Raw genomic sequence first — 12097 nt, 5'->3', positions numbered from 1 at the left:
ACCACTCCGCCACAACAACTTTCGCGAAACCAGGACAGAACTGGGGGAACTTTGCTGCTCATGAATCCACTGCCCACCAAGAACCAACTGCTACACGCGTGTCGGGGAGTCGATACGGACGGCCATCCCATACTGGGGGTCGCGCATCGGCTCACCGACATTCACGAAAGACGCTTGGCCGTCGACGGATTCGAGGTGATCGAGTTGGAGACCGAACGGATCGACCTCGTCATCGAGATCGACGACTGCGTCACCCGTTCGCTTCCGCCCGCGCACGGGGCCGCCCGCGTACACACCGAGACCATCGGCGCGGTCGTGGATCGGGTCGCGCGCTATACCGCGATCGCCTATGCCGCCCTTTCCGGATCGCACGATGTCGATCTCGGCCACGCGTGGGAACATCTCGCGGAATTGGCCGTCGCTTACGAGGACCTCGTCGAGGAGGTGCACGCGGGGCGGCGGCGGCTTCCGGGCGGGCCGTGAAGGTGCCACGATGAGGTCGTGACCGACGACCGGAAGCCGACCAGTCACGAGCGCATGACGGGGCAGCCGTGGGACGCCTCGTATCGGGACGGTCCCCCGCCCTGGGACATCGGGGGGCCGCAGCCCGCGGTCGTCCGGCTGGCGGCCGCGGGGGCGTTCACCGGGTCCGTGCTCGATGTGGGGTGCGGGACCGGTGAGAACGCGCTGCACATCGCGGCGCTCGGGCTGCCGGTGCTGGGGGTGGACGTGGCCGAGACCGCGCTCGCCCAGGCTCGGGAGAAGGCCGCGCGGCGCGGGATCGCGGCCGAGTTCGAGGTGGCCGACGCGTTCGCGCTGGAACGGCTGGGACGGCGGTTCGACACCGTGCTCGATTGCGGGATGTTCCATACCTGCGATGCGGACGAGCGGCGGGTCTATGTTGCGAGCCTGGCGGCCGCGACCACCGCCGGGGGCGCGCTGTATCTGCTGTGCCTGAGCGATGAGGGGCCGAATCTCGGTCCACATCCGGTGTCGCGTGCCGAGATCGAGGCGGCGTTCGGGCCGGGTAGCGGGTGGGCGGTCGAGGCCGTCGAATCCGCTTCGATCCGAACGCGGTTCCACGACGAGAACGGGGCGAGCGCGTGGTGCGCGACCGTCCGGCGAAGTGATCAGGATTGAAGAAGCCTTCCGGTCGTTCGATTTTCTAGGCTCGAGACGTACCGATCGAACGACACCGAGGAGCCGACGATGACCGCCACGCGACAGGGCAGCAGGACCGCGAAGGGCTACGACGGCTTCACCGCCGAGGAGCGCGCGGCGATGAAGGAACACGCCCGCGAATTGAAGAAGGCCGCGGGCGCGGCCGACGCCGAGGCCGAGGTGGTCGCCAAGATCGCGGAGATGTCGGAGTCCGATCGGGTGATGGCCGAGCGGGTGCACGCGATCGTCGGGGAGTACGCGCCGGGGCTCGCGCCGCGGCTGTGGTACGGGCAGCCCGCCTACGCCCGCGACGGCAAGGTGGTGTGCTTCTTCCAGCCCGCGGCCAAGTTCAAGACGCGCTACGCGACCCTCGGGTTCAGCGATCCCGCCGAGTTGGACGAGGACAGCATGTGGCCCACGGCCTTCGCGTTGACGCGGATGACCGCGGCGAACGAGAAGCGCATCGCGGAGCTCGTGGCGAAGGCCGCCGGATAGGCTATACGTATACATATACTGGTTGCATGTTCGATCCGATCAGCCTCCTCGTCGGCGCCGGTCTCGTCGGAGTGGGTTGGGCCGCAGGCCGTTTCGGTCGCCGCCCGGCCCGCAACGGCCGTCCGGAACCGGCCATCTGCGGATGCGGTCACGATCTCGCCCTGCACGACCGGACCGAGGGCTCGTGCCACGCGGAGATCGTCCGCAAGAACGCCGTCGGCCTGCGCGAATGGGTGACCTGCGGCTGTCGTCGCTACACCGGCCCGACCCCGCTCGAGGAGTTCTTCACCCCGCCCGTGCTGCCGCCGAACGACCGCTAGCGGGAAATCCGGTCCCCTCCGATGAATTCGCGCGGTGCCGCGAGTAGGTACTCGCGACACCTTTCGGAGGAGGGATTCGGATATGAACACGACCACGGGCCAGCGCTGGGTGCTGGCCTTGACCTCGGTCGCCGGATTGATGATCGTGCTCGACGCGCTGGTGGTCACCACCGCGCTGCGGGCGATCCAGCTGGATCTGGGCGCATCGCTCGGCGAATTGGAATGGACCGTGAACGCCTACACCGTGAGTTTCGCGGTGTTGCTGATGGCGGGGGCGGCGCTCGGTGACCGCTACGGGCGCAGGCGGGTGCTGGTCGGGGGGCTGGCGTTGTTCGCGGTGGCGTCCGCGGGCTGTGCGCTGGCGCCGAGTCTGGGGTGGCTGATCGCCGCGCGCGCGGTGCAAGGGGCCGGGGCGGCGGCGGTGATGCCGGTGGCGCTGGCGTTGCTGTCGGCGGCGTTCGCGCCGGAGCAGCGGACGCGGGCGCTCGGGATCTTCGCGGCCACAACGGGTTTGGCGACGCTCGGTGGGCCGCTTGTGGGCGGGGCCGTGGTGCAGGGGCTGACGTGGGAGTGGATCTTCTGGTTGAACGTGCCGATCGGGGCGGTGTTGATTCCGTTGGTCCGGACTCGGTTGGACGAGAGTTTCGGGCAGGCACGGGGTTTGGATTACGTGGGGATCGGGTTGGTGAGCGTGGCGGCGTTCGGGGTGGTGTGGGCGCTGGTGCGCGGGAACGACGCGGGGTGGGGCAGCGTCGAGGTGGTCGGGGTGGTCGTCGTGGGGGTGGCGGCGTTGATCGGGTTCGTGCGGTGGGAGTCGCGGACCGCGGCGCCGCTGATTCCGATGCGGTTCTTCGGGTCTCGGGCGTTCTCGGCGGGGAACGCGGCCGGGTTCCTGTTGGCGGCGTCGTTGTTCTGTGGGGCGTTCTTCTTCGCGCAGTTCTTGCAGGTGGTGGCCGGGCACAGTCCGTTGGGTACGGGTTTGCTGCTGGCGCCGTGGACGGTGACGTTGTTCATGGTCGCGCCGATCGCGGGGCGGCAGGTGAATCGGTTCGGGGAGCGGCCGTTGGTGGTGGCCGGGTTGGTGATGCAGGCGATCGGGTACGGGTGGATCGCGCTGATCGCGCGGCCGGATCTGCCGTACGCGGCGTTGGTCGTGCCGTTCGTGATCTCCGGGGTGGGGGTGTCGATGGCGATTCCGGCGGCGCAGAGCGCGGTGTTGCGGGCGGTGCCGATGGCCGCGGTGGGGGCGGCTTCGGGGACCTACAACGCGTTGCGGCAGTTGGGTGGGGCGTTCGGGATCGCCGTTCCCGCAGCGGTTTTCGCTGCGGTCGGGGGATTCGAGTCGGCTCGGGTGTTCACCGACGGGTTCGTGGGGGCGATCGGGTGCGGGGCGGGGCTGGCGTTGGTGGGGGCGGCGATCGGGATGTGGATTCCGAGTGGGGTGCCCGGGGGTGATTCGGCATCCGGTTCGGAGCGCGTCGGGGAGCACGTCGGCGCTGAGGCGGTAGCCCTCGCGGGGCCGGAAACGCCAGGCGTCGAATTCGAGCGGAGGACGGCATGATTCGGGCGGAGAGGTCGGTAGATTCGGCGGTCATGGGTGTCGGCGAGGACTTCGCGGAGCGGATCGAGACGTATCGGCCGGAGCTGCTGGCGCATTGTTATCGGATGCTCGGGTCGATTCACGACGCGGAGGATCTGGTGCAGGAGACGATGGTGCGGGCGTGGCGGGCCGCCGATCGGTTCGACGGGACGCGGGCCTCGGTGCGGACCTGGCTGTATCGGATCGCCACCAATGTCTGTCTGACCGCGCTCGAGCAGCGCGGGAAACGGGCGTTGCCGGTGGACCTCGGCGGGCCGAGCGAGGTGGTGGTGACGCGGCCGGAGACGCATCCGGAGATTCCGTGGATCGAGCCGATTCCCGATGCGCTGCTGGGCAATTCGGGCGATCCGGCGACGGTCGTGGCGGCCCGCTCCGGTGTCCGGCTCGCGTTCATCGCCGCCCTCCAGCACCTGCCCGCGCGGCAACGCGCCGTGCTGATCCTGCGCGACGTGCTGTCCTGGTCCGCCGCCGAGGTCGCCGACCTGCTCGACACCTCCCCCGCCGCGGTCAACAGCGCCCTGCAACGCGCCCACGCTCAACTCGACAAGGCGGCCCCGATGCTCGACCGGATGTCGGAGACGGTGAGTCCCGAAGAACGCGCGGTCGTCGACCGTTACACCCGCACCTTCGCCCAGGCGGATATGCGCGGCCTGGCCGAACTGCTCCGCGACGACGTCATCCTGGAAATGCCCCCGGCCCTGCTCTGGTTCGCGGGCCGCCCGCACGTCCTCGAATTCTTCGAATCCAAAGCAAGCCTCGCCTGGCGCAGCATCCGCACGTCGGCCAATACCCAACCCGCCGTGGCTTATTACCGGCGCGACGACGGGGAGAGCGTGTATCGGGCACATTCGATTCATGTTCTGACGGTTGCGGATTCGCGAATCGAGCGGATCACGGTGTTCGTGGAGCCGCGGTTGTTCGAGAGGTTCGGGTTGCCTGGGGTGTTGTGAGCGGCTGAACGCGGCCCCGGGGTCTTCGGTAAGGTGGGTCGAGCTGTATCCGATTTTCCGTTGGGTGTTCTTTTCGGACTCGACCACGGAGGTATCGCGATGAAGGCTGTGCAGTATCGGAGTATCGGGGCCGCGCCGGAAGTGGTGAGCGTGGCGGATCCGGAGCCGGGGCCGGGGCAGGTTTTGTTGGAGGTTTCGGCGGCGGGGGTTTGTCATTCGGATATCGCGGTGATGTCGTGGCCCGCGGAGCAGTTTCCTTATCGGTTGCCGTTGACGTTGGGGCATGAGGGGGCGGGGACGATTGCGGCGTTGGGGGACGGGGTGGCCGGGTTCGAGGTGGGGGATTCGGTGGCGGTGTATGGGCCGTGGGGGTGTGGGACGTGTTGGCCTTGTGAGGGTGGGCGGGAGAATTACTGTGTGCGGGCCGGGGAGTTGGGGATCTTTCCGCCCGGGTTGGGGGCGCCGGGGGCCATTGCGGAGTACATGATCGTGGATGATGTGCGGCATCTGGAATCGCTCGACGGGCTCGATCCGGTGCGGACGGTGCCGTTGACCGATGCGGGGCTGACGCCGTATCACGCGATCAAGAAGTCGTTGCCGAAGTTGGTGCCGGGGTCCACGGCCGTGGTGATCGGGACGGGCGGGCTGGGGCATGTGGCGATTCAGCTGTTGCGGGCGCTGTGTCCGGCGCGGGTGATCGCCCTGGACGTCAGCGAGGACAAGCTCGAGCTCGCGCGGACCGTGGGCGCGCACGAGACCGTCCGCTCCGACGACAAGGCCGCGGGGCGGGTGAAGGAGCTGACCGAGGGGCGGGGCGCGACCGCGGTGTTCGATTTCGTGGGCGCCGCGCCGACGACCGCGACGGCCGCGGGCTGTGTCGCGATGGAGGGCGACATCACCATCGTCGGAATCGGCGGCGGCACCGTGCCCGTGGGGTTCGGGGCGCTGCCGTTCGAGGTGAACGTGACCGCGCCCTACTGGGGCAGCCGCGGCGAACTCCGCGAGGTCCTCGATCTCGCGCGGGCCGGGGCGATCGACGTGCACGTCGAGACGTTCGCCCTCGACGACGCGCCGCACGCCTACGAACTGCTGCACAGCGGAAAGATCAACGGGCGGGCGGTGATTCGGCCCAACGGCTAGGTCACGGGAACAGCTTGATCGGATTCACCACATCGGCCACCAGGGTCAGCACGGTGAAGGCGCCGCCGATCACCACGACCGCGTAGGTCGCGGGCAGGAGCTTGAGGTAGTCGACGGGCGCGCCGGGCGGCAGACCGCGGCGACCGCGGATCATGTTGCGCAGCTTCTCGTAGACGACGACCGCGATGTGGCCGCCGTCCAACGGCAGCAGCGGCAACAGGTTGAACGCGCCGAGGAAGAAGTTCAGGCTCGCGAGGGTCAGGACGAAGGCGTTCCACAGCCCGTGCTCCACGGTCTCGCCGCCGATCCGGCTCGCCCCGTACACGCTGATCGGGGTGTCGGCGTCGCGCTGCCCGCCGGTGACCGCGTGCCACAGGCTGACCACCTTCGCGGGCATGTGCGCCAGCGATTCGGCCACGTTGACGAACATCGTCCCGGTGAACGCGGCCGAGGCCGGGATCGCCGCCAGCACGCCGTACTTCACCGGGTCGTACATGAGCATCTTGCCGACGCCGACCCGGGAGACCGTGCGCGGAGTGTCGGTGGCCTTCTTGGTGACGGGATCGACGTAGGTGATCGCCTGCTGCGGGACGACGGTGACGTCGAGGGTCGAGCCGTCGCGCCGGACGGTGTAGACGATCGGGCCCGTCTTGCTCTCGGTGTTGGTGCGGAACTCTTCCCAGGTGTGGATCGGCTTGCCGTCGATGGCGGTCACGAGGTCGCCGCGCTTCAGGCCCGCCGCCCCGGCCGGGCCGCTGCCCGTGCACGGCTCGTAGCCCTCGGCCTTCGGCTTCTCGTTCGCCACACAGGACGGCGTGTCGATCATCGTGTCGGGCGGGGTGTCGTTGATGCGCGGCAGGCCCCACCCGATCGCCAACACCACGATCAGCAGGAAGCCGAGCAGGAAGTTCATGAAGATGCCGCCGAACATGACGACCAGCCGCTTCCAGGTGGCCTGCCGGTACATGGCCCGGTCCAGATCGCGCTCGTCGATCTCGTCCAGCGCGGTCATGCCCGCGATATCGCAGAAACCGCCCAGCGGCAACGCCTTCAGGCCGTATTCGGTCTCGCCGCGGTGGAAGGAGAACACCTTCGGCCCGAAGCCGATGAAATAACGCCGCACCTTCATCCCGGTGGCCTGCGCGGTCCACATGTGCCCGCACTCGTGCAGCGCTACCGAGATGGTGATGCCGAGCGCGAACAGCACGAATCCGATCGCGAAGCCCATGCGGTTCCGAACCCTCCTGCGTCAGTTGCCCACGTGCGTGCGCGCACGTTCCCGCGCCCACGCGTCGGCCGCGAGCACCTCGTCCAAGGTAGCGGGTTCCGCGCGCCAACGGTCGGCCGACTCGACCACACCCGCGACCGTCCGCACGATATCGGGGAATCGCAGCCGTCCCGCGAGGAACGCCTCGACCGCGATCTCGTTGGCGGCGTTGTAGACCGCGGTCACGCAGCCGCCCGCCTTCCCGGCCTGGCGGGCCAGTTCGACCGCGGGGAAGACCTCGTTGTCGACCGGGGCGAATTCCCAGGTGAACGCCTGCGTGAAGTCGAGGGGCGCGAGCACGCCGGGGACGCGGTCGGGCCAGCCGAGGGCCAGGGCGATGGGCAGTTTCATATCGGGCGGGCTGGCCTGGGCGATGGTGGAGCCATCGGTGAAGGTGACCATCGAGTGCACGATCGACTGGGGATGCACGGTGACGTCGATGTCGTCGTAGGCGATGCCGAACAGCATGTGCGCCTCGATGAGCTCCAGGCCCTTGTTCACCAGGGTCGCGGAGTTCAGCGTGTTCATCTGGCCCATCGACCAGGTGGGGTGGGCCTTGGCCTCGGCGGGGCTCACCGAGTCCAGCATCGGGGCGGTCCAGCCGCGGAACGGGCCGCCCGAGGCCGTCAGCACCAGGCGGGCCACCTCGGATTCGCGGCCGCCGCGCAGGCATTGGGCCATCGCGGAGTGTTCGGAGTCGACGGGCACGATCTGGCCGGGCGCGGCCGCGCGGGTCACCAGGGAACCGCCCGCCACGAGCGACTCCTTGTTGGCGAGGGCGAGGCGACGGCCCGATTCGAGGGTGGCCAGCGTGGGTCCGAGGCCGAGCGAGCCGACCAGCGCGTTGAGCACGACATCGGCGTCGGTGCGGCGGACCAGTTCGGTGGCCGCGTCCGGACCGGCAAGGGGCACACCGAGTTTCGTGGCGGCGGCCGGGTCGGCGACGGCGACGTTCGTGGTGCCGGTGGCCCGGATCTGCTCGGCCAACAGGTCCGTATTGCCGCCGCGCGCGGCGAGTCCCACCACCTGGAAGCGGTCCGGGTCGGCGGCGATCACCTCCAGGGCTTGCGTGCCAATGGAACCGGTGCTGCCCAGCAGCAGGACTCTCACGATGTCGGACACCCTCACATTGTCGCGGACCCGCGCGGCCGACACCCGCTCACCCCGCTGGCTACGACGACCGGTCGTATGCCACGATATTGGCGAAAGCGCTATCCGAACGAGCCGATGGGAGCGAACGTGGCCGCCACGGAACTGGAGAAGACGAGTGCCGGTGTCGTCACCAAGGTCGACCCCGCCGAGGTTCCGTCCGCCGCGTGGGGTTGGAGCGGTGAGTCGCCGCGCGCCTTCCGCATCGCCGGATGGGTCGTGGTGGTCATCCTGCTCGCCATGCTGTTCGAGGGGCCGCAGGGGTCCTCGTCGGGCACCGGGAACATCGGGTACATCTTCCTGATCTTGTTCGCGGCGTTGCTGGCGGGTGTGCTGATCCGGGATCGGGTGCTGCGGAACAAGCCGCGGTAGGGCTTGGTCAGCGACCGCGACGCTTCGCGGTTCTGGGACGACCGGCGGGTTGCTTCTTGCGAGCGGCCTCCGGTCGTTTGTTGTTGCGTTGGGGCGCAACGGGTTCCGTGCGTGGGGCGCGGGAGCTGCGGGCCGTGCGGCCGCGGACGACGCCGATGAAATCCTCGATCGCCTCGTTCGGGTTGTCGATCAGCCAGGCCAGGGCGATCGCGGTGGGTTCGGCGTCGGTGAGCGGACGGTAGGTGAGGTCGCGGCGGTGGTGCAGGCGGGCCAGGGATTGCGGCATGACCGCCGCGCCGCCGACGGCCGCCACCAGGGCCACGGTGTCGGCGAGGGCGTCGAGGTCGGTGGCGTCCTGGAGGCGTTCGTCGGCGAGGTCGGCGAGGGTGATCTCCTCGTACAGGGAGATGGGGTGGTCGGTGGGGATCACGGCGACCGGGCGCTCCTCGTAGAGGGGGATGGCGTGCGTCTTCGCGCGGTCGATCGGGAGGCGGACGAAGCACATGTCCACTCGGGACTCGTGGATCGCGGTTTCCTGGTCGGCTTGCGGGACCGCGACAAGGGCGAGGGGGCGCTCGGGAAAGCGTTCGGCCCAGACTCTTTCCCATTTGGACACGATCACGCCCGGCACGTAGCCCACGCGCAGCGCGTCGGGAGTTGATCCGGTCATTCGTGTCAGGGTATTGCACACACGGGTCGTCGAGAGGTACCGCAAGCCTCAATCGTCGAGGCGTTTCAGCTCGGTGATGTAGGGCCGCAGGGCGAGGACCATGTCCACGCAGGCGGCGAGGAGGGCGTCGCGTTCGTCGCGGTCGATGCGGCGCTCCACGGCCAAGCGGGCGCCGAGGATCGGGTGCGGCAGGTGTTCGCCGGTGCGGTCCCACCACAGGTGGGTGTCGGCGGTGTCGTCGCGGCGGCCCCAGCCCTGTGGGGTGCGGATGAGATTCAGGCGACCCATCTCGACGCCGAACACATCGAGGACGAGCAGCCGGAACACGTCGGGGGTGCGGGCCTCCTCGGGGTGCGGGACGAAGTGGAACAGGGTGCCCGCAGTGATCGAAATGGCTGTGGCCGTGTCGGTTACCAGGATGATGCCCAGCCGCGTGCCCGTCTCGCTCTCCAGGACCGTCTGCGCGTCGCCGCTCGAGCCGATGCGCACCCGATAGCCGTCGGAGTAGGTCAGCAGATGGGTTTCGCCGCGAGACTTGTTGCGCCCCAACGCGAACGGGAACCGGCGGCCCGAGGCGACCGGCTCCGCGCGTTCCGCGACGGCGATGGCTTCGCCTGGGCCGCTTCGGAATTCGATCCGGGGACCACCCGACGCGCTCGGCACCACCCGCCCCTCGATCATCATTGATCCGCTCCACGGGTCCGACATGCGTCGATGGTATGACTGTGATGTCCCTCTCACCGGTGATTCGGGATGGGAACACGCGCGTCGCGGAAAGAAAGAGGGGTCGGTACGCTGCCGGAATCGTGAAACAGACTGACCGCGGTCCGGGCGGCGAAGCTCCGGACAGCCGCGTCGCCTCGGTGCTGCGGTTCTCGACCGAACTGATCGCGTGGATCGCCACGCCGTGGGCGCTCGCCTCGGTGTCGATCGTGCTGTCGGCGCTGTCGCTGGTGGTGTTGATCGGGCTGCCGTCGGTGTTCGGCACGCCGGGCGACAAGGTGCGGGCGCTGATTGCGGTGCCGGGCGTGGTGACGATCGGGATCGTGGTGCTGCAACTCGTGGCGGCGGCGGTGTCGGTGTGGTTCGTCTGGCCGGTGTGGCTGGCGGTGGTGGTCGTGGTGTTGGCGGTCGCGGCCGTGGTGGCGGAACTCCCCCGCTGGCGGTGGCTGGCGGGGCGGAGATAGGCCGACGCCCGCCGGATCACGGGATCGGGCGGGCGTGGGGCGATTACTCGGTCACCAGGAACGGGTGGCGCGGCGGCGTTCGTTGCGGGCGGCGCCGGTGCGGTTTCCGGCCGAATGTGCTTGTGTCGCGCGCTGATTGCCGCGCGCGGGGGTCTCGGTGCGCTTGGCGTACGAGTTCCGTGCGGGTTCGGTGCGGCGGCCGTCGGCGTGGGAGTTCCGAGCGGGTTCCGTACGAGTTCCGTGCGAGCGGCCCTCGGCGTAGGTGTTGCGTGCGGTTTCCGTACGAGCGCCCTGCGCGTGCGAGTTCCGTGCGGTTTCCGTACGAGTGCCCTGCGAGCGGCCCTCGGCGTACGAGTTGCGTGCGGTTTCCGTGCGGGTGCCGTGCGGGTTGCGGGTGTTCTTGGCGCGGGGGCGGCGGGGGGCGCCGGATCCGCGTGAGGCCGAGCCGCCGGAGTTCGGGGAACCGTTGGCGCGCACCGGTTTCGGCGCGGGCGGGGTCGGGGCGACCGCGGCGGCGACCTCGCCGACCAGGGCCATGACCTCCGGGGAGGCGGACGTGACCTGTTGCGGGCGGGCGGTGATGGTGGCCTTGCGGAGCAGGGTGGCCAGGTCCTTGCGCTGGTCGGGGAGCACGATGGTGACCACGTCGCCGGCGCTGCCCGCGCGGGCGGTGCGGCCCGAACGATGCAGGTACGCCTTGTGTTCGGCGGGCGGGTCGACGTGCACGACGAGTTCGACGCCGTCGACGTGGACGCCGCGCGCGGCGACATCGGTGGCGACGAGGACCTTGGCGCGGCCGGAGGCGAAGGTCTCCAGATTGCGGTCACGGGCGCCCTGGGCGAGGTTGCCGTGCAGATCGACCGCGGGGATTCCGGCGGCGGTCAGCGTCTTGGCCAGGCGGCGCGCGTGATGTTTGGTGCGCATGAACAGGATTCGGCGGCCGGTGCCGGAGGCGAGGGTGTGGACCAGGTCCTTCTTGGCCTCGGGGTTGGCGACCTCGAAGACGTGATGGGTCATCGACGTCACCGGCGAGGCGGCCGAATCGACCGAATGCCGGACCGCGTCGGGCAGGAACCGCTTCACGAGCTTGTCGACGCCGTTGTCCAGCGTGGCCGAGAACAGCAGCCGCTGCCCGTCGGCCGGGGTGGCGGCGAGGATGCGGGTGACGCCGGGCAGGAAGCCCAGGTCGGCCATGTGGTCGGCCTCATCGATCACGGTGATGCGCACCGCGTCGAGCGAGATCAGCCGCTGCCGCATCAGATCCTCGAGGCGGCCCGGGCAGGCCACGACGATATCGACGCCTTGGCGCAGCGCGCGTTCCTGCCGCTGCTGGGAGACGCCGCCGAAGATGGTGGTCACCCGCATCGAGTACGGGAGGACCAAGGGTTCGAGCGCGGTCGCGATCTGGGTCGCGAGCTCGCGGGTGGGAGCGAGGATCAGCCCGCGCGGCCCCTCGAGGCTGCGGTGTCCCCCGGCCAGCCGCGCGACGGTCGGAATCGCGAAGGCCAGCGTCTTGCCGCTGCCGGTGCGGCCGCGGCCCAGGACATCGCGACCGGCGAGGCTGTCGGGCAGCGTATCGGTCTGGATCGGGAACGGGGAGGTGATGCCCGCCCGCTCGAGGGCGCGCACCAAGGGGTCGCGCACGCCGAGCGCGGCGAAGGAGGTCTCTGAATTCACAGTACTGTCAACGTCTTTCGGGCAAGGGTGCCCCGGTCACACGCAGCGGAACAGTATCCGCGCCGGGCACGCAAATGGCGAGATTGCCGATGGGCAAAATCGATCGCCG

General features: G+C 69.5%; 14 protein-coding genes. 9 read left to right on the top strand and 5 right to left on the bottom strand.

What is annotated here, in order from left to right; all coding sequences use genetic code 11:
* Nucleotides 1-60 precede the first annotated feature (60 nt).
* The 7 genes from ACFYTQ_RS01250 (at nt 61) to ACFYTQ_RS01220 (ending at nt 5666) form a co-directional block, all read left to right on the top strand.
* Entirely contained in the window at nt 61-483 is a 423-nt protein-coding gene (locus ACFYTQ_RS01250) for a DUF4254 domain-containing protein (RefSeq protein WP_387356043.1), read from the top strand.
* Between the two features lie 54 nt (nt 484-537).
* Nucleotides 538-1140, top strand: a complete 603-nt coding sequence (locus ACFYTQ_RS01245) for a class I SAM-dependent methyltransferase (RefSeq protein ID WP_387356967.1) — start codon at nt 538-540, stop codon at nt 1138-1140.
* Nucleotides 1141-1209: 69 nt separating this feature from the next.
* Complete coding sequence (locus ACFYTQ_RS01240) at nt 1210-1656, top strand: iron chaperone (RefSeq protein ID WP_387356042.1); 447 nt, start codon at nt 1210-1212, stop codon at nt 1654-1656.
* Between the two features lie 26 nt (nt 1657-1682).
* Complete coding sequence (locus ACFYTQ_RS01235; protein ID WP_387356040.1) at nt 1683-1976, top strand: hypothetical protein; 294 nt, start codon at nt 1683-1685, stop codon at nt 1974-1976.
* Between the two features lie 82 nt (nt 1977-2058).
* Nucleotides 2059-3537 carry a DHA2 family efflux MFS transporter permease subunit gene (locus tag ACFYTQ_RS01230; RefSeq protein WP_387356039.1) on the top strand — a complete coding sequence of 493 codons (1479 nt, stop codon included), beginning with the start codon at nt 2059-2061 and terminating at the stop codon, nt 3535-3537.
* The gene (locus ACFYTQ_RS01225; RefSeq protein ID WP_387356038.1) at nt 3534-4526 is read left to right on the top strand and encodes a sigma-70 family RNA polymerase sigma factor; all 993 of its coding nucleotides are present in this window, start codon (nt 3534-3536) and stop codon (nt 4524-4526) included. The genes ACFYTQ_RS01230 and ACFYTQ_RS01225 overlap by 4 nt, the downstream gene beginning before the upstream one ends.
* Nucleotides 4527-4625: 99 nt before the next feature.
* Nucleotides 4626-5666 (top strand): NAD(P)-dependent alcohol dehydrogenase, encoded by a 1041-nt coding sequence (locus ACFYTQ_RS01220; protein WP_387356037.1) that lies wholly within the window; start codon nt 4626-4628, stop codon nt 5664-5666.
* Between the two features lies 1 nt (nt 5667).
* On the opposite strand, the gene ACFYTQ_RS01215 is transcribed toward ACFYTQ_RS01220, so the two are convergent.
* Complete coding sequence (locus ACFYTQ_RS01215; RefSeq protein WP_387356036.1) at nt 5668-6894, bottom strand: M50 family metallopeptidase; 1227 nt, start codon at nt 6892-6894, stop codon at nt 5668-5670.
* A 21-nt stretch (nt 6895-6915) separates the two neighbouring features.
* A complete protein-coding gene (dxr, locus tag ACFYTQ_RS01210; RefSeq protein ID WP_387356034.1) occupies nt 6916-8055 on the bottom strand; it encodes a 1-deoxy-D-xylulose-5-phosphate reductoisomerase in 1140 nt (379 codons plus the stop codon).
* Nucleotides 8056-8172: 117 nt separating this feature from the next.
* Between dxr and ACFYTQ_RS01205 the strand changes: the two genes are divergently transcribed.
* Nucleotides 8173-8454 carry a DUF2631 domain-containing protein gene (locus ACFYTQ_RS01205; RefSeq protein ID WP_387356032.1) on the top strand — a complete coding sequence of 94 codons (282 nt, stop codon included), beginning with the start codon at nt 8173-8175 and terminating at the stop codon, nt 8452-8454.
* Between the two features lie 7 nt (nt 8455-8461).
* On the opposite strand, the gene ACFYTQ_RS01200 is transcribed toward ACFYTQ_RS01205, so the two are convergent.
* A complete protein-coding gene (locus ACFYTQ_RS01200; protein WP_387356030.1) occupies nt 8462-9124 on the bottom strand; it encodes a LysR substrate-binding domain-containing protein in 663 nt (220 codons plus the stop codon).
* Between the two features lie 48 nt (nt 9125-9172).
* A complete protein-coding gene (locus ACFYTQ_RS01195; RefSeq protein ID WP_387356029.1) occupies nt 9173-9832 on the bottom strand; it encodes a hypothetical protein in 660 nt (219 codons plus the stop codon).
* A gap of 98 nt (nt 9833-9930) precedes the next feature.
* Here ACFYTQ_RS01195 and ACFYTQ_RS01190 point away from each other — a divergent pair, with 98 nt between their 5' ends.
* Nucleotides 9931-10311 (top strand): hypothetical protein, encoded by a 381-nt coding sequence (locus ACFYTQ_RS01190; protein WP_387356027.1) that lies wholly within the window; start codon nt 9931-9933, stop codon nt 10309-10311.
* 51 nt (nt 10312-10362) lie between these two features.
* On the opposite strand, the gene ACFYTQ_RS01185 is transcribed toward ACFYTQ_RS01190, so the two are convergent.
* A complete protein-coding gene (locus tag ACFYTQ_RS01185; RefSeq protein WP_387356025.1) occupies nt 10363-11988 on the bottom strand; it encodes a DEAD/DEAH box helicase in 1626 nt (541 codons plus the stop codon).
* Nucleotides 11989-12097 lie beyond the last annotated feature (109 nt).

Source organism: Nocardia sp. NPDC004068, from assembly GCF_042874315.1.
Lineage (GTDB): Bacteria > Actinomycetota > Actinomycetes > Mycobacteriales > Mycobacteriaceae > Nocardia.
Note: the sequence above shows the minus strand (reverse complement) of the source record. Positions and strands in the feature narration are given on the sequence as shown.